This window comes from Nocardioides cavernae, from assembly GCF_016907475.1.
Taxonomy (GTDB): domain Bacteria; phylum Actinomycetota; class Actinomycetes; order Propionibacteriales; family Nocardioidaceae; genus Nocardioides; species Nocardioides cavernae.
Genome location: NZ_JAFBCA010000001.1, coordinates 4522475 through 4541058, shown reverse-complemented (window position 1 = coordinate 4541058; position 18584 = coordinate 4522475). Strand labels below are relative to the sequence as shown.

The following is an 18584-nucleotide window of genomic DNA, read 5'->3' as shown; positions in this document are numbered from 1 at the left end:
CTCACACCAGCTCCTCGGTGCCGAAGCGGCGGACGTAGAGGAAGACCAGGACGAGGATCGCGGCCATCAGGGTGAAGGACAGCGCCGCCGCCACCGGGTAGCCGCCCGGGACGGCGAGGAACTGGTCGTTGATGACGTTGCCGATCATCTTGCCGCGCTGGGGGCCGAGGAGCTCCATGTTGACGAAGTCGCCCGCTGCCGGGATGAAGGTGAGAAGCGTCCCGGCCAGGACCCCCGGCATCGAGATCGGGAGCGTGACGGTCCGGAAGGTCGTGAACCCGTTGGCGTAGAGGTCGCCGCCGGCCTCGATGACGCGCGGGTCGGCGCGTTCGAGCGAGGCGTAGATGGGCAGCACCATGAACGGCAGGAAGTTGTAGGTGAGGCCCGCGACCACCGCGATGGGGGTGTTGATGATGTGCCCGTTGGGGAGCACGTGCAGGAAGTTGAGGACGCTCGCCACCCACCCCTCGTCGGCGAGGATCTGCGACCACGCGAACGTGCGCAGGATGAAGGAGGTGAAGAACGGCGCGATGACGCAGATCATCATCAGGTTGCGCCACCTCCCGGCCTTGAACGCCATGGCGTACGCCAGCGGGTAGGCCACCGCGAACGCCAGCAAGGTGGCCAGGCCGGCGTAGAGGAACGACCGGGCGAAGTGCGGGGCGTAGTCGGTGAGGGCGCTGGCGTAGTTGGAGAAGTTGAGGTCGCGGTAGTAGTAGCCCGGGAAGCCGGGGTAGCGGCTCTGCAGGCTCACCGACGCGAGCTGCACCAGCGGCAGGAGGAAGAAGACGCCGAGCCACAGCACGCCCGGCAGCATCAGCAGGTAGGCCGTCCAGGACCGCTGCTTGGCCACGGGTGCCGCGGGTGCGGGCGCGGGATCCAGGTCCGGGTCGCCGGTCACCTGGGCGAGCGCGCTCATGCGGGGTCCCCGGGGCGTTGTGCGTCGGAGGAGCGCAGCGGGGGAGCCGCAGAACGGCTTGGGGTGTTCATGCGGGGGCCTCCGCGGGCACACCGAACGCGTGCCCGGGGTTCCAGGTCAGCCAGACCTCGTCACCGGGTCGCAGGTCGAGCGGCTCGACGTCGAGGTTCTGCTCGTAGCAGCTCCACGTGGTGCCGCTCGGCATGTCGACGAGGTAGCTGGTGGCGACGCCGAGGAAGGACACGTCGCGCACCACGCCCTTGACGTCGTTGCCGGCGCCCTCGGGCCGGGTGCGCGAGACCGTCACCTTCTCGGGACGTACGCCGAACAGCACCTCACCCTCGTGCACCTGCGAGCGGGTCTTGAGGATCTTCACCGGGGTGCCGAGCACGTCGCACACGAGGTGGTCGCCGTCGACGTCCTTGATGCTGCCGGCGCCGGTGTTGGCCTGGCCGAGGAAGTTGGCGACGAACCGCGTGCGCGGCAGGTCGTAGAGCTCCTCCGGTGCGCCGAGCTGCTCGATCTGTCCCTTGTGCATCACCGCGACGGTGTCGGCCATGGTCATGGCCTCCTCCTGGTCGTGGGTGACGTGGATGAACGTGAGCCCGACCTCGCTCTGGATGCGCTTGAGCTCGACCTGCATCTCGCGGCGCAACTTGAGGTCGAGCGCGCCGAGGGGCTCGTCGAGGAGCAGCACCTCGGGGTGGTTGACCAACGCCCGGGCCAGGGCGACGCGCTGCTGCTGGCCGCCCGAGAGCTGCGCCGGCTTGCGATCGGCGAACTGGCTCATCTGCACCAGCTCCATCGCGTCGTCGGCGCGCTCGGCGGCGTCGGCCGCCTTGCGCCGCTTGGGACCGAAGGCCACGTTGTCGCGGATCGTCAGGTGCGGGAACAGCGCGTAGGACTGGAACACCGTGTTGACCGGCCGCTCGTAGGGCCGCGAGCCGGTGAGGTCGGTGTCACCGATCGTCACCCGCCCCGCAGTGGGCTGCTCCAGCCCGGCGATCATCCGCAGGGTGGTGGTCTTGCCGCAGCCCGACGGGCCGAGCAGGGCGAAGAAGGAGCCCCGGGGGACGTGCAGGTCGATGTCGTCGACCGCGGTGAAGTCGCCGAAGGACTTGGTGACGCCCTCGAGCCGGAGGTCGCCGCGCGCCTCGCGGAATCCAGCCATGTCAGTTCCCCATCACCTTCGTGGACCAGAGGTCGGCGTACAGGATGTCCTCGTCCGCGTCGAGCACCCGGAAGGACTGGATGTTGTGCTCCTCGATGTAGTCCGCGGTCGGGAAGATGAACGGGCTCTCGGCCAGGTCGGGATCGACCTTCTCCATCTCCGCCTGGGCGCCGTCGACGGGACAGACGTAGTTGACCCACGCGGCGACCTGGGCCGCCACAGCCGGGTCGTAGTAGTAGTCCATCAGCTTCTGGGCGTTGCTGCGGTGGGTGGAGGTGATCGGGACCATCAGGTTGTCCGACCACAGGGTTCCGCCGGACTCGGGGATGGTGAAGGTCCAGTTGGGGTCCTCGGTGTCGGCGGCGAGGACGAAGATGTCGCCGCTCCACGTGATGCCGGCGACCGCGTTGCCGCTGGTGAGGTCCTCCATGTAGGAGTTGCCCTTCACCTTGCGGATGTAGCCCTCGTCGATCTTCTGCTCGATGAAGTCGAGGGCGGCCTCGAACTCCGCCTGGCCCCAGTCGCTGCTGATGTCGACGCCCTGCGACTGCATGACCAGCCCGGCGGTGTCGCGATACTCGGAGAGCACCACGATGCGGCCCTTGAGGTCGTCGGTCCACAGGTCGTCGAGCGACTTGAGCTCGCGACCGACCTTCTCCTTGTTGTAGCCGATGCCCGCGAAGCCGCTCTGCCAGGTGATCGAGTGGAGCCGGCCGGGATCGAAGGACACGTCCTTGAGGGGCTGGAGGAGGTTGTTGACCACGTTGGGCATCTGGATCAGCTCCAGCGGCTGACAGAGCTGGTCGCGGATCACGCGCGCCGCCATCCAGTCGGTGAAGGTGAAGATGTCACGGTCGATGCTCTGGCCGGCGCGCAGCTGGGGCCCGACCTTGGCGTAGTAGGAGTCGTTGTCGTCGATCTCCTCGAAGTAGTCGACCTCGATGCCGGTCTGCTCCATGAAGGCCTCGAGCGTCGGCGAGCTCGTCTCCTTGCCGTTCATGTCGAGGTACGCCGTCCAGTTGGCCCACTTGAGGATCTTCTCCTTGTCGGAGACGTCGGTGGGCAGGTCGAGGGCGGCGATGCCTCCGGCCGCCGGTGGCTCGGGCGGGGCGCACCCGGTGAGCGCCAGACCGGCGCCCGCCGCGACACCGGTGCCGAGCAGCGCTCGGCGACTGAGCCCGCCTGAGGCAGCCGCGGTCAGCGCCGCGGCCGGCGGGGACAGGGGGCGCCGTCCCCGGCGCGGGAAGGGTGTCATCGGTGCATCTCCTCCGGTTCGCCCCCGAGCCGTGCTGGTGTGGTGGTACTGGTCATCCTGCGCTAGCCGTTCAACCCTCGATGTTGGCCATGACGTGCTTGATGCGCGTGTAGTCCTCGAAGCCGTACATCGAGAGGTCCTTGCCGTAGCCGGACTTCTTGTAGCCGCCGTGCGGCATCTCCGCGACGAGCGGGATGTGCGTGTTGATCCACACGCAGCCGAAGTCGAGCGCCTTCGACATCCGCATCGCCCGGCCGAAGTCCTTGGTCCACACCGACGACGCGAGGCCGTAGTCGACGCCGTTGGCCCAGCGGAGCGCCTCCTCCTCCTCGGTGAAGCGCTGGACCGTGATGACGGGGCCGAAGATCTCGTTCTGGATCGCCTCGTCGTCCTGACGCAGGCCGGACAGGACGGTGGGCTCGAGGAAGTAGCCGTCGCCGAGGTCCGTACGACGGTTGCCGCCCGCTGACACGGTCGCGTGGGACGGCAGGTCCTCGATGAACCGGCTCACCCGGGCCAGCTGCGTGGCGTTGTTGACGGGGCCGAAGAGGGCGTCCTCGTCGTCGGGCAGGCCCACCGGCGCCGAGCCCCTCGCGTAGTCCGCGAGCGCGGCCACGAAGTCGTCGTGGATGCCGGGGGCGACCAGGACGCGGGTGGCGGCCGTGCAGTCCTGGCCGGCGTTGAAGTAGCCGGCGATCGCGATGCCCTCGACCGCGGCCTCGATGTCTGCGTCGTCGAAGACCACGACCGGCGCCTTGCCGCCCAGCTCGAGGTGCACCCGCTTGACCTGCGGGGCGGCACTGGCCGCGACCTCGGCGCCGGCGCGGACCGAGCCGGTGATCGCGACGAGCCCGGGCGTCGGGTGCTCGACGAGGAGGCGGCCGGTCTCGCGGTCGCCGGTGACGACGTTGAGGGTCCCGGCCGGGAGGAACTCCGAGGCGAGCTCGGCAAGCCGCAGCGTGCTCTCGGGGGTGGTGTCGCTGGGCTTGAGGACGACGGTGTTGCCGGCGGCGAGGGCCGGGCCGATCTTCCACACCGCCATCAGCAGCGGGTAGTTCCACGGCGTCACCTGGCCGACGACGCCGATCGGCTCGCGGCGGATCCACGACGTGTGGCCCGCCAGGTACTCGCCCGCCGCCTTGCCCTCCAGCACGCGAGCCGCCCCGGCGAAGAACCGGAGCTGGTCCACCATCGGCGGGATCTCCTCGCTCGCGGTGAGCGCCTTGATCTTGCCGGTGTTGGCCGACTCGAGGGAGATCAGCTCCTCGGCGTTGGCCTCGATCGCGTCGGCGATCTTCAGCAGCGCCTGCTGGCGCTCGCTGGGCGTCGTACGTCCCCACTCGCCGAAGGCCCGGTCGGCCGCCTCGTAGGCCGCGTCCACCTCCTCCGCCCCGCTGACGGGCGCCTGGGCGACCACCTGGCCGGTCGTCGGGTCGACGACGTCGCTCGTCGCGCCGGCGCTGCCGTCGACGTACGTGCCACCGATGAAGTTGCGCAGCGTGCGTGGGCTGGTCACGGAGGTCCTCCCGGTCGGGTGCGGTGAGGGGAGACTAGGACGGGTCGGCCCGCAATCGCCATACTTGTTGCCGAAGATTGTGCGGGAATCGCGGAATTAACAGTCCTGAAATGCGGATTCCACGCTCGGTGACTTGCGAACGGCCGGTGTCCCGTCCACGATGGCGCCATGAGCGAGCGCAGGGGGCACGAGCATGGGTGACGGTCAGGTCCGCCTGGACGCGACCGCCAAGCGCATCATCGAGCTGCTCCAGGAGGACGGCCGGATCTCCTACGCCGCGATCGCCAAGGCGGTCGGCCTCTCGGAGGCGGCCGCCCGGGCGAGGGTCCAGAAGCTGCTCGACTCCGAGGTGATGCAGGTCGTCGCGGTCACCGATCCCACCCAGGTCGGCTTCACCCGCCAGGCCATGATCGGCGTCCGCACCGAGGGCGACCCGATGAAGGTGGGCGACCGACTGGCCGAGGTGCCGGAGGTCGACTACGTGGTCACCACCGCCGGCAGCTTCGACCTCCTCGTCGAGGTGGTGTGCGAGGACGATCCGCACCTGCTCGACGTCATCCGTCAGGTCCGCGAGCTCGAGGGCGTGGTCTCCTCGGAGACCTTCGTCTACCTCAAGCTCAACAAGCAGCACTACAACTGGGGAACGAGATGAGCCTCCACCCGTCCTACGACGAGTCCTTCGACTACCAGGCCGCCGGGCGCGACCACCTCTGGTTGCACTTCACGCGGCACTCGACCTACGAGAACGGCGGCGAGATGCCGCTGATCGTCAAGGGCGAGGGCCACCGGATCTGGGACAGCCACGGCCGCGAGTACATCGACGGGCTGGCCGGCCTGTTCGTCGTCCAGGTCGGCCACGGTCGCGAGGAGCTGGCCGAGGCGGCCGCGAGGCAGGCCAAGGAGCTGGCCTTCTTCCCGCTCTGGTCCTTCGCGCACCCGCGCGCCGTCGAGCTCGCCGACCGCATCGCCGCGATGGCGCCGGGCGACCTGAACCGCGTCTTCTTCACCACCGGCGGCGGCGAGGCCGTCGAGTCCGCGTGGAAGCTGGCCAAGCAGTACTTCAAGCTCACCGGCAAGCCCAACAAGCACAAGGTCATCTCCCGCGCCGTGGCCTACCACGGCACCCCGCAGGGTGCGCTGTCCATCACCGGCATCCCGCCGCTGAAGGAGATGTTCGAGCCGCTCGTGCCGGGAGCCCACAAGGTCCCCAACACCAACTTCTACCGCCGTCCGGAGTTCATCGGCGACGACGAGAAGGCCTTCGGCCGGTGGGCCGCGGACCGCATCGCCGAGGCGATCGAGTTCGAGGGCCCCGACACCGTCGCCGCCGTCTTCCTCGAGCCGGTGCAGAACGCCGGCGGCTGCTTCCCGCCGCCGCCCGGCTACTTCGAGCGGGTCCGCGAGATCTGCGACGAGTACGACGTCCTGCTCGTCTCCGACGAGGTCATCTGTGCCTTCGGGCGCGTGGGGGAGATGTTCGGCGCGGCCGAGTTCGGCTACCAGCCCGACATCATCACCTGCGCCAAGGGCATGACCTCCGGCTACTCGCCGATCGGCGCGATGATCGCCAGCGACCGGCTGTTCGAGCCGTTCAGGTCGGGCACGACGGCCTACGCCCACGGCTACACCTTCGGCGGACACCCGGTCTCCTCGGCGGTGGCGCTGGCCAACCTCGACATCTTCGAGCGCGAGGGCCTCATCGACCACGTCCAGCAGAACGCCCCGGCGTTCCGGGCGACCCTTGAGAAGCTCCTCGACATCCCGATCGTCGGCGACGTTCGCGGCCACGGCTACTTCTACGGCATCGAGCTGGTCAAGGACCGCGAGACCAAGGAGACGTTCGACGACGCCGAGTCGGAGCGGCTCCTGCGCGGCTACCTCTCCGGCGCGCTCTGGGAGGCCGGTCTCTACTGCCGCGCCGACGACCGCGGCGACCCCGTCATCCAGCTCGCCCCGCCCCTCATCATCGGCCAGCCGGAGTTCGACGACATCGAGCAGCGGTTGCGCTCGGTGCTGACCGGGGCGCTCGAGCACCTCTGACCCGCACGCGCTGATGTGCGTCCGACCCGGGGGAGCGGGGAGGATGGGCCCGTGAACGACGTCGTACGCCCCGCCCGCCCGCACCACAAGCTGACCGCGGACGGACGCCGGATGCGAGAGGTGCTCACCTACTCGCGGCGGGGCAACCGGTTCACGCCGCGACAGGCGGAGTCGTGGGCCGCCCACCACGCCGACTGGGTGATCCCCGAGGAGGCCGTCGACCGGCCCGGCTTCGCCCTCGCGGAGTGGTTCGGCCGCGAGGCGCCGCTGATCGTCGAGATCGGCCCGGGCATCGGCGAGGCGACCGCGGTGCTGGCTGCCGCGCGCCCCGACCACAACGTGCTCGCCCTGGAGGTGTGGCTCCCCGGCATCGCCGACTCGCTGTGGCGCGTGGCCGAGGCGGGGGCCGACAACGTGCGGTTCTGCTCCGTCGACGCCGTCTGGACCCTGGAGAACCTGCTCGGCCCGGCCAGCGTCGCCGAGCTGTGGACCTTCTTCCCCGACCCGTGGCGCAAGACCAAGCACCGCAAGCGGCGGCTGGTCAACCCGGCCAACGCCGCGCTCGCCTCGTCGCGGCTGGTGCCGGGCGGCGCCTGGCGGCTGGCCACCGACTGGGCTGACTACGCCGACCAGATGCGCGAGGTCCTCGACGCCGAGCCGACCCTGGAGGGCGGCCCCGTGGAGCGGTGGGACGAGCGACCGGTGACCCGGTTCGAGCGCAAGGGCCGCGACGTCGACCGCGACATCGTCGACTTCTGCTACCGCCGGTCCGACCAGGGCTGATCGAGCACCAGGCCCGCCTCGCGCAGAAGGTGCTCGAGCCGCAGCCGCTCGGCCTCGCGGTCGGTGCCCTCGCGCAGGTCGGTGAGCAGGTCCGGAACCCCGAGCGCGCGTGCCGCCTGGCCGAGCAGGTCGTCGTACGCCGCCGCGGTCCCGCGTCGGCGCGCCATCGGCGTCCCGGGAGCCGGCGCCAGCACCTGCCGCCGCACGCGTCGCAGGGCGGCCGCGAGCTCCTCGATCGCCGGGGTCGACGGCTCGGGCGGGGGAGGGGAGAGGTGCGTCCGCACCCGGCGGAACGCCCGGCCGATCTCGGCCTGGAACACGGCGAGGGCCGCTGCGGCACCCAGCACCAGCGTGAGGACGAGCGCGACCGGGCCGGTCATCTTCCGACGGTAGGTCGGCTCGGGGGGCGAGGCAAGGGTCCCGCCCGAGCGACTCCGATGCTCCGTCCACGCGGCCCGGAGCGTAGGGTGGTGGCTCCCCCCGGGACATCGGGAGCGGGCCACCGGCACCACCGCCATTGCGATTTGGCGTGGGCGTGCGGAGTCTGTCAAGATGTTCCGGTTGCTCCGGCGGGTCGCCGGGGTGCGGCACACCTTGACTTCTGAATCGCGTCTCCTTTGATCGAGCCAGTCGTCTGCGTGCACCGCACCGGATCACATGGTGATCGGAGACTCGACCAGATCCGACAACCGTCGGGTGCCACCCAGAGCTACACCGACCCTCCCGGGGTCGTGTCACGAGGCCAACTTTTTTCCAGTTGGGAGCGCGACACGCCCGACCGCGGGGGTCGGAGGGTGGAGGAGAGACAGGCGGCGCTCGCCCACCAGGGGCCGGGAGCCGAAACCAGACCAGGCGTACGAGATCGAAGAGGACAGGGACCTATGGCGGGACAGAAGATCCGCATCAGGCTCAAGGCCTATGACCACGAGGTGATCGACACCTCGGCGCGGAAGATCGTGGACACCGTCACCCGTACGGGTGCGAAGGTCGCCGGCCCTGTGCCGCTGCCGACCGAGAAGAACGTGTACTGCGTCATCCGTTCGCCCCACAAGTACAAGGACTCCCGCGAGCACTTCGAGATGCGGACGCACAAGCGTCTGATCGACATCATCGACCCGACGCCGAAGACCGTCGACTCGCTGATGCGTCTCGACCTGCCTGCCGGTGTCGACATCGAGATCAAGCTCTGAGGCGCGACATGGCTAAGACTTTCGAACGCAACGTGAAGGGCCTGCTGGGCACCAAGCTCGGCATGACCCAGCTCTGGGACGAGAACAACAAGGTCGTCCCCGTGACCGTGATCGCCGCGAGCACCAACGTGGTCACCCAGATCCGCCAGCCCGAGGTGGACGGCTACAACGCCATCCAGGTCGGCTTCGGCGAGATCGAGGCCCGCAAGGTCAACTCGCCCGACGCCGGTCACTTCGCCAAGGCCGGGGTCACCCCCCGCCGCCACGTGGTGGAGATCCGCACCGCTGACGCTGCCGCCTACACCGTGGGCCAGGAGCTGACCGTCGAGACCTTCGCCGCAGGCGAGGAGATCGACGTCACCGGCACCAGCAAGGGCAAGGGCTTCGCCGGTGTCATGAAGCGTCACGGCTTCCACGGTGTCTCCGCCTCGCACGGCGCGCACCGCAACCACCGCAAGCCGGGCTCCATCGGCGCCTGCGCCACCCCGGGTCGCGTGTTCAAGGGCACCCGCATGGCGGGCCGCATGGGCAACGACACGGTGACCACCCAGAACCTGACGGTGCACGCCGTCGACGCCGACAAGGGCCTGATCCTGATCAAGGGCGCCATTCCCGGCCCCAAGAACGGTCTCGTCGTCCTTCGTTCGGCCGCCAAGAAGACGCAGGAGGCCTGAGCATGGCTGTCGAGACCGTCAAGGTCGACCTCCCCGCCGAGATCTTCGACGTCGAGGTCAACATTCCCCTGATCCACCAGGTCGTCGTGGCCCAGCAGGCCGCTGCGCGTCAGGGCACGCACTCCACCAAGCGTCGCGGCGAGGTCCGCGGTGGTGGACGCAAGCCCTACAAGCAGAAGGGCACCGGACGCGCCCGCCAGGGCTCGACCCGCGCGCCGCAGTTCGCCGGCGGTGGCATCGTCCACGGCCCGCAGCCGCGCAGCTACGACCAGCGCACCCCCAAGAAGATGAAGGCCGCCGCCCTGCGCGGTGCCCTCTCCGACCGGGCCCGCAACGACCGCGTCCACGTGGTCGACGCCCTGGTGTCGGGCGACAAGCCCTCCACCAAGGCCGCGCTGGCCGCGCTGGTCTCGCTGACCGACCGCGTGGGCTACCTCGTGGTGCTCGAGCGTTCCGACGCGATCACCTGGCTCTCGCTGCGCAACGCGCCCGAGGTCCACATCGTCGCCGTCGACCAGCTCAACACCTACGACGTGCTCAACGCTGACGACGTGGTCTTCACCAAGGGTGCCTACGACGTCTTCGTGGGTGGCGCCTCCGCTGCTCCGGCCGCGAAGACCGAGTCGGCTGCTGCGCCCGCCTCCGAGCAGGCCACCGACGAGCCGGCCCTGCCGGCCGGTGCGAAGGCCCCGCTCAAGAGCGGCAAGAACCCCAAGGGCTACGACGTCCAGGGCCTGGAGTCCGGCACCTACCTCGTCGAGGGCGACGCCGCCTACGACGTCTCCGGTGGCGACTTCTGGTTCAAGTCCACCGAGGACGCCGAGGCCGCTGGCCTGACCCGCGCCGACGAGAAGGAGAGCGACAAGTGAGCACCCTGCACAAGGACCACCGCGACGTCCTGATCGCCCCGGTCGTGTCGGAGAAGAGCTACGGCCTGCTCGACGCCAACAAGTACACCTTCATCGTCCACCCGGACGCGAACAAGACCGAGATCAAGATCGCCGTCGAGAAGGTCTTCGACGTCAAGGTCACCTCGGTCAACACGATCAACCGCCAGGGCAAGACGCGCCGCACCAAGTACGGCCTGGGCAAGCGTCCCAACACCAAGCGCGCGATCGTCAGCCTCGCCGAGGGTCACCGCATCGACATCTTCGGAGGTCCGGTCTCCTGACCGGGCTCCTGACTAGGAACTGATATGGCTATCCGCAAGTACAAGCCGACCACCCCGGGCCGTCGTGGCTCGTCGGTGGCCGACTTCGTCGAGATCACCCGGTCGACGCCCGAGAAGTCGCTGACGCGCCCGCTGCCGAAGAACGGTGGCCGCAACAACCAGGGCCGCATCACCACCCGGCACAAGGGTGGCGGTCACAAGCGCGCCTACCGCATCATCGACTTCCGTCGCTACGACAAGGACGGCGTCCCGGCGAAGGTCGCTCACATCGAGTACGACCCCAACCGCACCGCGCGCATCGCGCTGCTGCACTACGCCGACGGCGAGAAGCGCTACATCGTCGCCCCCAAGGGTCTGACCCAGGGCACCGCGGTGGAGTCCGGCCCCAACGCCGACATCAAGCCCGGCAACAACCTGCCGCTGCGCAACATCCCGGTCGGTACGACCATCCACTGCGTGGAGCTGCGTCCGGGCGGCGGCGCGAAGATCGCCCGCTCGGCCGGCAACTCGGCCCAGTTGGTCGCCCGCGAGGGCAGCCGCGCCACGCTGCGCATGCCCTCGGGCGAGATGCGCTTCGTGGACGTGCGCTGCCGCGCCACGATCGGCGAGGTCGGCAACGCCGAGCAGTCGAACATCAACTGGGGCAAGGCCGGCCGCATGCGGTGGAAGGGCGTCCGCCCGACCGTCCGCGGTGTCGTCATGAACCCGGTCGACCACCCGCACGGTGGTGGTGAGGGCAAGACGTCCGGTGGTCGCCACCCCGTCTCCCCCTGGGGCAAGCCCGAGGGCCGCACGCGCAAGCGCAAGGCCAGCGACTCCCAGATCATCCGTCGTCGCAAGTCCGGCAAGGGTAGGAAGTAACCGACATGCCTCGCAGCCTCAAGAAGGGCCCCTTCGTCGACGGCCACCTTCAGAAGAAGGTGGACGCCGAGAACGAGAAGGGCAGCCACAACGTCATCAAGACCTGGTCGCGCCGGTCGATGATCGTGCCCGACATGATCGGCCACACCATCGCCGTGCACGACGGTCGCAAGCACGTCCCGGTCTTCGTGACCGACTCCATGGTCGGCCACAAGCTCGGGGAGTTCGCCCCCACCCGCACCTACCGCGGGCACGTCAAGGAAGACCGGAAGGGACGCCGTCGATGAGCACCACCGAGCGCAGCCGCACCAGTGCGCGCCGCACCACGCTGCTCGGCGACCAGCCGGGCGCGTACGCGAGCGCACGCTACGTGCGGATCACCCCGATGAAGGCCCGCCGTGTCGTCGACATGGTCCGCGGCCTCCAGGTTGACGAGGCCCTGACCCTGCTGCAGTTCGCGCCGCAGGCCGCCTCCGAGACCGTCTACAAGGTGCTGGAGAGCGCCGTCGCCAACGCCGAGACGACCGAGGGCCTCAACCGGGCCGACCTGGTCCTCTCCGTCGCGATGGTCGACGAGGGCCCGACGATGAAGCGTTGGCGTCCGCGTGCCCAGGGTCGGGCGACCCGCATCAACAAGCGCACGAGCCACATCACCCTCGCGGTGCAGCCGGCTGACGTGCTCACCGCGCCGGGCAAGAAGGCCCGCGCCTCGAAGAACGGAAAGGGTGCCTGATGGGCCAGAAGATCAACCCGAACGGGTTCCGGCTGGGCATCTCCACCGACCACAAGAGCCGTTGGTACGCCGACAAGCTCTACAAGTCGTACGTCGGTGAGGACGTCGCCATCCGCAAGCTGCTCTCCAAGGGCATGGAGCGGGCCGGCATCTCCAAGGTCGAGATCGAGCGCACGCGTGACCGCGTCCGTGTGGACATCCACACCGCGCGTCCCGGCATCGTCATCGGCCGCCGCGGCGCCGAGGCGGACCGCATCCGCGGCGAGCTCGAGAAGCTCACCGGCAAGCAGGTCCAGCTCAACATCCTCGAGGTCAAGCAGCCCGAGATCGACGCACAGCTGGTCGCCCAGGGTGTCGCCGAGCAGCTCGCCGGCCGCGTGCAGTTCCGCCGTGCCATGCGCAAGGCCATGCAGACCTCGATGCGCTCCGGTGCCAAGGGCATCCGGATCCAGTGCTCGGGTCGCCTCAACGGTGCCGAGATGTCGCGCACGGAGTTCTACCGCGAGGGCCGCGTGCCCCTGCACACCCTCCGGGCCGACATCGACTACGGCTTCTACGAGGCCAAGACCACCTTCGGCCGCATCGGCGTGAAGGTCTGGATCTACAAGGGCGAGGTCGCCGGCACCCGTGCCGAGCGCCAGGCCCAGCAGGCCGCCCGCGCCGGTGCCCCCGGTCGCGGCGGTCGTCCCAACACCCGTGGCGGCGAGCGCCCGAGCCGTGGCTCGCGCGGCGACCGCGCTCCTCGCGCCGAGGGCACCGCTGAGACCTCTGCGGCCCCGGCTGCCGAGGCTGCACCGAGCACCGGACAGGAGGCCTGACCTCATGTTGATGCCCCGTCGCGTCAAGCACCGCAAGCAGCACCACCCCAAGCGTCGTGGCGCTGCCAAGGGTGGCACCACGCTGGCCTTCGGTGACTTCGGCATCCAGGCGATCGAGGGTCACTACGTGACCAACCGTCAGATCGAGTCGGCCCGTATCGCCATGACCCGCCACATCAAGCGTGGCGGCAAGGTCTGGATCAACATCTACCCGGACCGTCCGCTGACCAAGAAGCCGGCCGAGACCCGCATGGGTTCCGGCAAGGGCTCCCCCGAGTGGTGGGTTGCCAACGTCAAGCCCGGCCGCGTCATGTTCGAACTCTCCGGTGTGGACGAGGTGACTGCTCGCGAGGCCATGCGCCGCGCGATGCACAAGCTCCCCATGAAGTGCCGGTTCATCTCCCGTGAGGCCGGTGAATTCTGATGGCTACCAAGCTGAACGCCCACGAGCTCGACGAGCTCGACGCACCCGCCCTCGAGGCCAAGCTGCGCGAGGCCAAGGAGGAGCTGTTCAACCTCCGGTTCCAGGCCGCGACCGGCCAGCTGGAGAGCAACGGCCGCCTGCGCGTGGTCAAGAAGGACATCGCCCGCATCTACACCGTGGTCCGCGAGCGCGAGCTCGGTATCCGCACCACCCCGGGCACCAACGAAGAGGCGAAGGCATGAGCGAGAACACTGCGACCCAGTCGACCGACGAGCGCAACCAGCGCAAGGTCCGCGAGGGCCTCGTCGTCAGCGACAAGATGGACAAGACCATCGTCGTCGCCGTCGAGGACCGCGTGAAGCACGCCCTCTACGGCAAGGTCCTGCGCAAGACGTCGCGCCTGAAGGCGCACGACGAGACCAACCAGTGCGGCATCGGCGACCGGGTCCTCATCATGGAGACCCGCCCGTTGTCGGCAACCAAGCGCTGGCGCCTCGTCGAGGTGCTGGAGAAGGCCAAGTGACCTGAGGCCCACCGGCCTCGAGCACAAGTTTCCACATATCAGTTCGGCCAGGCTCGCTCCCCGCTGAGGGGGCGAGAACCAGCTCGACAACCAGGAGAAATCAATGATCCAGCAGGAGTCGCGACTCAAGGTCGCCGACAACACCGGTGCGAAGGAGATCCTCTGCATCCGTGTTCTCGGTGGCTCTGGGCGTCGCTACGCCGGCATCGGTGACGTCATCGTCGCCACCGTCAAGGACGCGATCCCCGGTGGCAACGTCAAGAAGGGCGACGTCGTCAAGGCCGTGATCGTACGCACCGTCAAGGAGCGTCGCCGCGCCGACGGTTCCTACATCCGCTTCGACGAGAACGCCGCCGTCATCCTCAAGAACGACGGTGAGCCCCGTGGCACGCGCATCTTCGGCCCCGTCGGCCGCGAGCTGCGCGAGAAGCGCTTCATGAAGATCATCTCGCTCGCCCCCGAGGTGCTGTGAGAGATGGGTAAGGACATGAACATCAAGAAGGGCGACACCGTCAAGGTGATCGCTGGCAAGGACAAGGGTGCCCAGGGCAAGGTCATCTCGGTGCTCCGCGAGGAGGACCGCGTGATCGTCGAGGGTGTCAACCTCGTCAAGCGCCACACCAAGTCCGTTCAGCAGACCAACACCACCGGCGGCATCATCACCCGCGAGGCGCCCATCCACGTCTCCAACGTGATGCTCGTCGAGGGTGACGGCGTCACGCGTGTCGGCTTCCGCCGCGACGAGGTCAGCAAGCGCCGTCCCGACGGCTCGACCTACTCCGCGACCCGGTCCGTCCGCGTGTCCCGCAAGTCCGGCAAGGAGATCTGAGATGGCCGAGACCCAGACCACTGAGATTCCCCGTCTCAAGGCGCGCTACCGCGAGGAGATCGTCCCCGCCCTGCGCACCGAGTTCGACATCGCCAACATCATGCAGGTGCCCGGCCTGACCAAGATCGTGGTCAACATGGGCGTCGGCGAGGCTGCGCGCGACTCGAAGCTGATCGAGGGCGCGATCCGCGACCTCACCGCGATCACCGGCCAGAAGCCGGCCGTGACCAAGGCCCGCAAGTCGATCGCGCAGTTCAAGCTGCGCGAGGGCATGCCGATCGGCGCGCACGTCACCCTGCGCGGCGACCGCATGTGGGAGTTCCTGGACCGCCTGCTGTCCCTGGCCCTTCCCCGCATCCGCGACTTCCGCGGCCTGTCGCCCAAGCAGTTCGACGGTCGTGGCAACTACACCTTCGGTCTCACCGAGCAGGTCATGTTCCACGAGATCAACCAGGACAGGATCGACCGGTCGCGCGGGATGGACATCACCATCGTGACCACCGCCACCAACGACGACGAGGGCCGGGCGCTGCTCAAGCAGCTCGGCTTCCCGTTCAAGGAGAACTGACATGGCGAAGACTGCTCTCAAGGTCAAGGCCGCCCGCAAGCCGAAGTTCGCTGTCCGCGGCTACACCCGCTGCCAGCGCTGCGGTCGCCCGAAGGCCGTCTACCGCAAGTTCGGCCTGTGCCGGATCTGCCTGCGGGAGATGGCCCACCGCGGCGAGCTCCCCGGCGTCACCAAGTCCTCCTGGTAATCACCTCACACCCGTTGAAGGTCCCTGGCTGCGATGCCTGAGGGAAACCACGACGAGAAAGAACCACATCATGACGATGACTGACCCGATCGCAGACATGCTCACGCGTCTGCGCAACGCCAACCAGGCGTACCACGACGCGGTGTCGATGCCCTACAGCAAGATGAAGGCCGGCCTCGCGGAGATCCTCAAGCAGGAGGGTTACATCACCTCCTACGACGTCGCCGACAACGTCACCGCCGAGGGCGAGCCCTCGGTCGGCAAGACGCTGACCGTGACGCTCAAGTACGGCCGCAACCGGGAGCGCTCGATCGCGGGCGTGCGCCGCATCAGCAAGCCGGGCCTGCGCGTCTACGCCAAGAGCACGAGCCTGCCCAAGGTCCTCGGTGGCCTCGGCGTCGCGATCATCTCGACGTCGCAGGGACTGCTGACCGACCGCCAGGCGAACCAGAAGGGCGTGGGCGGCGAAGTCCTCGCCTACGTCTGGTGACCCGGACCAACTGAGACCAGGAAGAGAGAGAAGCATGTCGCGCATTGGCAAGCTCCCCATCGCGGTCCCGTCCGGTGTCGACGTCGCGATCGACCAGTCGCTGGTGACCGTCAAGGGCCCCAAGGGCACCCTGTCGCACACCATCGCCGCACCGATCACGGTCGCCAAGGGCGAGGACGGCGTCCTCGAGGTTCAGCGTCCCGACGACGAGCGCAACAGCCGCTCGCTCCACGGCCTGACCCGCACGCTCATCAACAACATGGTGGTGGGCGTCACCGAGGGCTACGAGAAGAAGCTCGAGATCGTGGGCGTGGGCTACCGCGTCCTCCCCAAGGGTCCGACCCAGCTCGAGTTCCAGCTCGGCTACTCGCACCCGATCATCTTCGACGCCCCTGAGGGCATCACCTTCACCGTCGAGGGCCCGACCAAGCTCGGTGTCGTCGGCATCGACAAGCAGCTTGTCGGCGAGGTTGCGGCCAAGATCCGCAAGCTGCGCAAGCCCGAGCCCTACAAGGGCAAGGGCGTGCGTTACTCCGGCGAGCACATCCGCCGCAAGGTCGGAAAGGCCGGTAAGTGACATGGCTATCTCGCTGAGCAACAACAAGCACACCGCCACGCGCGTGCGTGCACGCCTGCGTCGTCAGGCGCGAGGCCGCAAGCGGATCAACGGCACCACCGAGCGTCCGCGCCTGGTCGTGACCCGATCGGCTCGCCACATCACCGTGCAGGTCGTCGACGACCTGGCTGGCACCACCCTGGCGTACGCCTCCTCCATGGAGTCCGACGTCCGCACCGCGGGTGGCGACAAGACCACGCAGGCCAAGAAGGTCGGCGAGCTGGTTGCTTCGCGTGCCAAGGCCGCGGGGATCGAGGGCGTCGTCTTCGACCGCGCCGGCAACAAGTACCACGGCCGCATCGCGGCCCTCGCCGATGCCGCCCGGGAGGGCGGATTGTCCTTCTGATCGCTCAACGCGACCAGAGAGAGAACTTAGATATGGAGCACATCTCATGAGCGGAGCCCAGCGCGGACAGCGCAGCGGTGGCTCGGGCGACCGACGTCAGCGTGACGACCGTCGCGGCGGCGGCGCCGAAAAGTCTGTCTACATCGAGCGAGTAGTGGCGATCAACCGTGTTGCCAAGGTCGTGAAGGGTGGTCGTCGCTTCAGCTTCACCGCCCTCGTGATCGTCGGTGACGGCGACGGCATGGTCGGCGTCGGCTACGGCAAGGCGAAGGAAGTTCCCGCGGCGATCGCCAAGGGTGTCGAGGAGGCCAAGAAGCACTTCTTCAAGGTCCCCCGCATCCAGGGCACCATCCCGCACCCGGTCCAGGGCGAGAAGGCCGCAGGCGTCGTCCTGCTGCGTCCCGCCGCTCCCGGTACCGGCGTCATCGCCGGTGGCCCGGTGCGTGCGGTCCTCGAGTGCGCCGGCATCCACGACGTGCTGAGCAAGTCGCTCGGCTCGTCCAACCAGATCAACATCGTCCACGCGACCGTCGAGGCGCTGCGGATGCTCGAGGAGCCCGAGGCCGTGGCCGCCCGCCGCGGCATGCGCGTCGAGGACGTCACCCCGGCCGCGCTGCTCAAGGCGCGCGCCGAGGGTCAGGCCGAGACCTCGGGGGTGCAGTCCTGATGGCACAGCTCAAGGTCCAGCAGAAGCGCGGGCTGGTCGGTCTCAAGGCCAACCAGCGCGAGACCCTGCGTTCGCTCGGTCTCAAGCGGATCGGCGACGTCGTCGTGAAGGAAGACCGCCCGGAGATCCGGGGCATGATCAACACTGTCCGTCACCTGGTGACGTTCGAGGAGGTGGAGTGACATGACGCTGAAGCTGCACCACTTGCGTCCCGCTCCGGGTGCCAAGACCGCCAAGACCCGTGTGGGTCGCGGTGAGGGCTCCAAGGGCAAGACCGCCGGCCGCGGTACCAAGGGCACCAAGGCGCGCTACCAGGTTCCGGTTGCCTTCGAAGGTGGCCAGATGCCGATCCACATGCGCCTGCCCAAGCTGAAGGGCTTCAAGAACCCCTTCCGCGTGGAGTTCCAGGTCGTCAACCTCGACCGGCTCGGCGAGCTGTTCCCCGACGGTGGCACCGTGACCGTCGACGACCTCGTGGCCAAGGGCGCCGTTCGCAAGAACCAGCCCGTCAAGGTCCTGGGTCAGGGTGACATCTCCGTCGCCGTCCAGATCAGCGCCAACGCGTTCTCGACCTCCGCCAAGGAGAAGATCGAGGCTGCCGGTGGCACCGCGACCGTGGCCTGAGGCCACGATCTCGCTCATCCGGTGAAGGCCTGGCCGCACAGTGGGAACTGTCGGCCGGGCCTTTGTCGTTGAGCGGGGAAGCGGGTCGAACCCCGACTGTTAGGCTTCCCCGGGCTCTCAGCCGTACGACGGCGAGGGTCTCTCGTCCGCCCGCCGATCCTGGTCGGGCGCCCATACGA

General features: G+C 68.6%; 29 protein-coding genes. 24 read left to right on the top strand and 5 right to left on the bottom strand.

Annotation, left to right across the window (positions count from 1 at the left end; genetic code table 11):
* Window position 1 precedes the first annotated feature (1 nt).
* The 4 genes from JOD65_RS21415 to JOD65_RS21400 all read right to left on the bottom strand — a co-directional run bounded on the left by JOD65_RS21415 (window position 2) and on the right by JOD65_RS21400 (window position 4861).
* The gene (locus tag JOD65_RS21415; RefSeq protein ID WP_191194617.1) at window positions 2-919 is read right to left on the bottom strand and encodes an ABC transporter permease; all 918 of its coding nucleotides are present in this window, start codon (window positions 917-919) and stop codon (window positions 2-4) included.
* Window positions 920-986: 67 nt separating this feature from the next.
* The gene (locus JOD65_RS21410) at window positions 987-2090 is read right to left on the bottom strand and encodes an ABC transporter ATP-binding protein (protein ID WP_191194618.1); all 1104 of its coding nucleotides are present in this window, start codon (window positions 2088-2090) and stop codon (window positions 987-989) included.
* A 1-nt stretch (window position 2091) separates the two neighbouring features.
* Window positions 2092-3345, bottom strand: coding sequence for an ABC transporter substrate-binding protein (locus JOD65_RS21405; RefSeq protein WP_191194619.1), 1254 nt, complete (start codon window positions 3343-3345; stop codon window positions 2092-2094).
* Window positions 3346-3415: 70 nt separating this feature from the next.
* Window positions 3416-4861 (bottom strand): gamma-aminobutyraldehyde dehydrogenase, encoded by a 1446-nt coding sequence (locus tag JOD65_RS21400; protein WP_191194620.1) that lies wholly within the window; start codon window positions 4859-4861, stop codon window positions 3416-3418.
* 193 nt (window positions 4862-5054) lie between these two features.
* Between JOD65_RS21400 and JOD65_RS21395 the strand changes: the two genes are divergently transcribed.
* Genes JOD65_RS21395 through trmB form a run of 3 tightly spaced genes read left to right on the top strand, consistent with a single transcriptional unit; the run spans window position 5055 to window position 7684 of the window.
* On the top strand, window positions 5055-5513 hold the full coding sequence (locus tag JOD65_RS21395) for an Lrp/AsnC family transcriptional regulator (protein ID WP_191194621.1): 459 nt from the start codon (window positions 5055-5057) through the stop codon (window positions 5511-5513).
* On the top strand, window positions 5510-6901 hold the full coding sequence (locus tag JOD65_RS21390) for an aspartate aminotransferase family protein (RefSeq protein ID WP_191194622.1): 1392 nt from the start codon (window positions 5510-5512) through the stop codon (window positions 6899-6901). The genes JOD65_RS21395 and JOD65_RS21390 overlap by 4 nt, the downstream gene beginning before the upstream one ends.
* Before the next feature lie 51 nt (window positions 6902-6952).
* Complete coding sequence (gene trmB / locus JOD65_RS21385; RefSeq protein ID WP_307821318.1) at window positions 6953-7684, top strand: tRNA (guanine(46)-N(7))-methyltransferase TrmB; 732 nt, start codon at window positions 6953-6955, stop codon at window positions 7682-7684.
* On the opposite strand, the gene JOD65_RS21380 is transcribed toward trmB, so the two are convergent.
* Window positions 7660-8064 (bottom strand): hypothetical protein, encoded by a 405-nt coding sequence (locus JOD65_RS21380; RefSeq protein WP_191194623.1) that lies wholly within the window; start codon window positions 8062-8064, stop codon window positions 7660-7662. The two genes, trmB and JOD65_RS21380, sit on opposite strands and share 25 nt — an antisense overlap.
* A gap of 501 nt (window positions 8065-8565) precedes the next feature.
* Between JOD65_RS21380 and rpsJ the strand changes: the two genes are divergently transcribed.
* The 21 genes from rpsJ to rplO all read left to right on the top strand — a co-directional run bounded on the left by rpsJ (window position 8566) and on the right by rplO (window position 18405).
* Window positions 8566-8874 (top strand): 30S ribosomal protein S10, encoded by a 309-nt coding sequence (gene rpsJ / locus JOD65_RS21375; RefSeq protein WP_008360994.1) that lies wholly within the window; start codon window positions 8566-8568, stop codon window positions 8872-8874.
* A gap of 8 nt (window positions 8875-8882) precedes the next feature.
* Window positions 8883-9548, top strand: coding sequence for a 50S ribosomal protein L3 (gene rplC, locus JOD65_RS21370; protein ID WP_191194624.1), 666 nt, complete (start codon window positions 8883-8885; stop codon window positions 9546-9548).
* A gap of 2 nt (window positions 9549-9550) precedes the next feature.
* Window positions 9551-10417, top strand: coding sequence for a 50S ribosomal protein L4, sunset domain variant (gene rplD / locus JOD65_RS21365; RefSeq protein WP_191194625.1), 867 nt, complete (start codon window positions 9551-9553; stop codon window positions 10415-10417).
* Window positions 10414-10719: a 50S ribosomal protein L23 gene (gene rplW / locus JOD65_RS21360; RefSeq protein ID WP_091198294.1), complete on the top strand. Its 306-nt coding sequence runs from the start codon at window positions 10414-10416 to the stop codon at window positions 10717-10719. Before rplD ends, rplW begins: the two co-directional genes overlap by 4 nt.
* Before the next feature lie 24 nt (window positions 10720-10743).
* The gene (rplB, locus tag JOD65_RS21355) at window positions 10744-11580 is read left to right on the top strand and encodes a 50S ribosomal protein L2 (RefSeq protein WP_129453376.1); all 837 of its coding nucleotides are present in this window, start codon (window positions 10744-10746) and stop codon (window positions 11578-11580) included.
* Window positions 11581-11585: 5 nt separating this feature from the next.
* Entirely contained in the window at window positions 11586-11867 is a 282-nt protein-coding gene (rpsS, locus tag JOD65_RS21350) for a 30S ribosomal protein S19 (RefSeq protein ID WP_056906592.1), read from the top strand.
* Window positions 11864-12313 carry a 50S ribosomal protein L22 gene (gene rplV, locus JOD65_RS21345; protein ID WP_191194626.1) on the top strand — a complete coding sequence of 150 codons (450 nt, stop codon included), beginning with the start codon at window positions 11864-11866 and terminating at the stop codon, window positions 12311-12313. Before rpsS ends, rplV begins: the two co-directional genes overlap by 4 nt.
* On the top strand, window positions 12313-13131 hold the full coding sequence (rpsC, locus tag JOD65_RS21340; protein ID WP_191194627.1) for a 30S ribosomal protein S3: 819 nt from the start codon (window positions 12313-12315) through the stop codon (window positions 13129-13131). The genes rplV and rpsC overlap by 1 nt, the downstream gene beginning before the upstream one ends.
* Before the next feature lie 4 nt (window positions 13132-13135).
* On the top strand, window positions 13136-13555 hold the full coding sequence (rplP, locus tag JOD65_RS21335; protein WP_129426329.1) for a 50S ribosomal protein L16: 420 nt from the start codon (window positions 13136-13138) through the stop codon (window positions 13553-13555).
* A complete protein-coding gene (gene rpmC / locus JOD65_RS21330) occupies window positions 13555-13797 on the top strand; it encodes a 50S ribosomal protein L29 (protein ID WP_204811325.1) in 243 nt (80 codons plus the stop codon). The genes rplP and rpmC overlap by 1 nt, the downstream gene beginning before the upstream one ends.
* The gene (gene rpsQ / locus JOD65_RS21325) at window positions 13794-14078 is read left to right on the top strand and encodes a 30S ribosomal protein S17 (protein ID WP_191194628.1); all 285 of its coding nucleotides are present in this window, start codon (window positions 13794-13796) and stop codon (window positions 14076-14078) included. Before rpmC ends, rpsQ begins: the two co-directional genes overlap by 4 nt.
* A 103-nt stretch (window positions 14079-14181) precedes the next feature.
* Window positions 14182-14550 (top strand): 50S ribosomal protein L14, encoded by a 369-nt coding sequence (gene rplN / locus JOD65_RS21320; protein ID WP_056887123.1) that lies wholly within the window; start codon window positions 14182-14184, stop codon window positions 14548-14550.
* A gap of 15 nt (window positions 14551-14565) precedes the next feature.
* Window positions 14566-14907, top strand: a complete 342-nt coding sequence (gene rplX, locus JOD65_RS21315) for a 50S ribosomal protein L24 (RefSeq protein ID WP_191194629.1) — start codon at window positions 14566-14568, stop codon at window positions 14905-14907.
* 1 nt (window position 14908) lies between these two features.
* Window positions 14909-15475, top strand: a complete 567-nt coding sequence (gene rplE / locus JOD65_RS21310; RefSeq protein ID WP_191194630.1) for a 50S ribosomal protein L5 — start codon at window positions 14909-14911, stop codon at window positions 15473-15475.
* A gap of 1 nt (window position 15476) precedes the next feature.
* Window positions 15477-15662 carry a type Z 30S ribosomal protein S14 gene (locus JOD65_RS21305; RefSeq protein ID WP_011757321.1) on the top strand — a complete coding sequence of 62 codons (186 nt, stop codon included), beginning with the start codon at window positions 15477-15479 and terminating at the stop codon, window positions 15660-15662.
* Between the two features lie 70 nt (window positions 15663-15732).
* Entirely contained in the window at window positions 15733-16152 is a 420-nt protein-coding gene (rpsH, locus tag JOD65_RS21300) for a 30S ribosomal protein S8 (protein WP_191194631.1), read from the top strand.
* Between the two features lie 34 nt (window positions 16153-16186).
* Window positions 16187-16729 carry a 50S ribosomal protein L6 gene (rplF, locus tag JOD65_RS21295; protein WP_191194632.1) on the top strand — a complete coding sequence of 181 codons (543 nt, stop codon included), beginning with the start codon at window positions 16187-16189 and terminating at the stop codon, window positions 16727-16729.
* 1 nt (window position 16730) lies between these two features.
* Entirely contained in the window at window positions 16731-17114 is a 384-nt protein-coding gene (gene rplR / locus JOD65_RS21290) for a 50S ribosomal protein L18 (protein WP_191194633.1), read from the top strand.
* A gap of 46 nt (window positions 17115-17160) precedes the next feature.
* Window positions 17161-17781, top strand: a complete 621-nt coding sequence (gene rpsE, locus JOD65_RS21285) for a 30S ribosomal protein S5 (protein WP_191194634.1) — start codon at window positions 17161-17163, stop codon at window positions 17779-17781.
* Window positions 17781-17963 carry a 50S ribosomal protein L30 gene (rpmD, locus tag JOD65_RS21280; RefSeq protein WP_056599717.1) on the top strand — a complete coding sequence of 61 codons (183 nt, stop codon included), beginning with the start codon at window positions 17781-17783 and terminating at the stop codon, window positions 17961-17963. The genes rpsE and rpmD overlap by 1 nt, the downstream gene beginning before the upstream one ends.
* Window position 17964: 1 nt before the next feature.
* Window positions 17965-18405 (top strand): 50S ribosomal protein L15, encoded by a 441-nt coding sequence (gene rplO / locus JOD65_RS21275; protein WP_204811323.1) that lies wholly within the window; start codon window positions 17965-17967, stop codon window positions 18403-18405.
* Window positions 18406-18584: the final 179 nt, after the last annotated feature.

Bases quoted from the DNA above. Each gene is read 5' to 3' on its own strand.
- rpsS (WP_056906592.1), top strand. From the start codon at position 11,586: ATGCCTCGCAGCCTCAAGAAGGGCCCCTTCGTCGACGGCCACCTTCAG.
- rpsH (WP_191194631.1), top strand. From the start codon at position 15,733: ATGACGATGACTGACCCGATCGCAGACATGCTCACGCGTCTGCGCAAC.
- JOD65_RS21380 (WP_191194623.1), bottom strand. From the start codon at position 8,064: ATGACCGGCCCGGTCGCGCTCGTCCTCACGCTGGTGCTGGGTGCCGCA.
- rplB (WP_129453376.1), top strand. From the start codon at position 10,744: ATGGCTATCCGCAAGTACAAGCCGACCACCCCGGGCCGTCGTGGCTCG.
- rplV (WP_191194626.1), top strand. From the start codon at position 11,864: ATGAGCACCACCGAGCGCAGCCGCACCAGTGCGCGCCGCACCACGCTG.
- JOD65_RS21305 (WP_011757321.1), top strand. From the start codon at position 15,477: ATGGCGAAGACTGCTCTCAAGGTCAAGGCCGCCCGCAAGCCGAAGTTC.
- JOD65_RS21395 (WP_191194621.1), top strand. From the start codon at position 5,055: ATGGGTGACGGTCAGGTCCGCCTGGACGCGACCGCCAAGCGCATCATC.
- rplD (WP_191194625.1), top strand. From the start codon at position 9,551: ATGGCTGTCGAGACCGTCAAGGTCGACCTCCCCGCCGAGATCTTCGAC.
- JOD65_RS21415 (WP_191194617.1), bottom strand. From the start codon at position 919: ATGAGCGCGCTCGCCCAGGTGACCGGCGACCCGGACCTGGATCCCGCG.
- rplE (WP_191194630.1), top strand. From the start codon at position 14,909: ATGGCCGAGACCCAGACCACTGAGATTCCCCGTCTCAAGGCGCGCTAC.
- rplC (WP_191194624.1), top strand. From the start codon at position 8,883: ATGGCTAAGACTTTCGAACGCAACGTGAAGGGCCTGCTGGGCACCAAG.
- rplR (WP_191194633.1), top strand. From the start codon at position 16,731: ATGGCTATCTCGCTGAGCAACAACAAGCACACCGCCACGCGCGTGCGT.
- JOD65_RS21390 (WP_191194622.1), top strand. From the start codon at position 5,510: ATGAGCCTCCACCCGTCCTACGACGAGTCCTTCGACTACCAGGCCGCC.
- rpsC (WP_191194627.1), top strand. From the start codon at position 12,313: ATGGGCCAGAAGATCAACCCGAACGGGTTCCGGCTGGGCATCTCCACC.
- rpmD (WP_056599717.1), top strand. From the start codon at position 17,781: ATGGCACAGCTCAAGGTCCAGCAGAAGCGCGGGCTGGTCGGTCTCAAG.
- rplP (WP_129426329.1), top strand. From the start codon at position 13,136: ATGTTGATGCCCCGTCGCGTCAAGCACCGCAAGCAGCACCACCCCAAG.
- rplF (WP_191194632.1), top strand. From the start codon at position 16,187: ATGTCGCGCATTGGCAAGCTCCCCATCGCGGTCCCGTCCGGTGTCGAC.
- JOD65_RS21405 (WP_191194619.1), bottom strand. From the start codon at position 3,345: ATGACACCCTTCCCGCGCCGGGGACGGCGCCCCCTGTCCCCGCCGGCC.
- rplN (WP_056887123.1), top strand. From the start codon at position 14,182: ATGATCCAGCAGGAGTCGCGACTCAAGGTCGCCGACAACACCGGTGCG.
- JOD65_RS21410 (WP_191194618.1), bottom strand. From the start codon at position 2,090: ATGGCTGGATTCCGCGAGGCGCGCGGCGACCTCCGGCTCGAGGGCGTC.
- rplX (WP_191194629.1), top strand. From the start codon at position 14,566: ATGAACATCAAGAAGGGCGACACCGTCAAGGTGATCGCTGGCAAGGAC.
- rpsQ (WP_191194628.1), top strand. From the start codon at position 13,794: ATGAGCGAGAACACTGCGACCCAGTCGACCGACGAGCGCAACCAGCGC.
- rplO (WP_204811323.1), top strand. From the start codon at position 17,965: ATGACGCTGAAGCTGCACCACTTGCGTCCCGCTCCGGGTGCCAAGACC.
- rpsJ (WP_008360994.1), top strand. From the start codon at position 8,566: ATGGCGGGACAGAAGATCCGCATCAGGCTCAAGGCCTATGACCACGAG.
- rpsE (WP_191194634.1), top strand. From the start codon at position 17,161: ATGAGCGGAGCCCAGCGCGGACAGCGCAGCGGTGGCTCGGGCGACCGA.
- rpmC (WP_204811325.1), top strand. From the start codon at position 13,555: ATGGCTACCAAGCTGAACGCCCACGAGCTCGACGAGCTCGACGCACCC.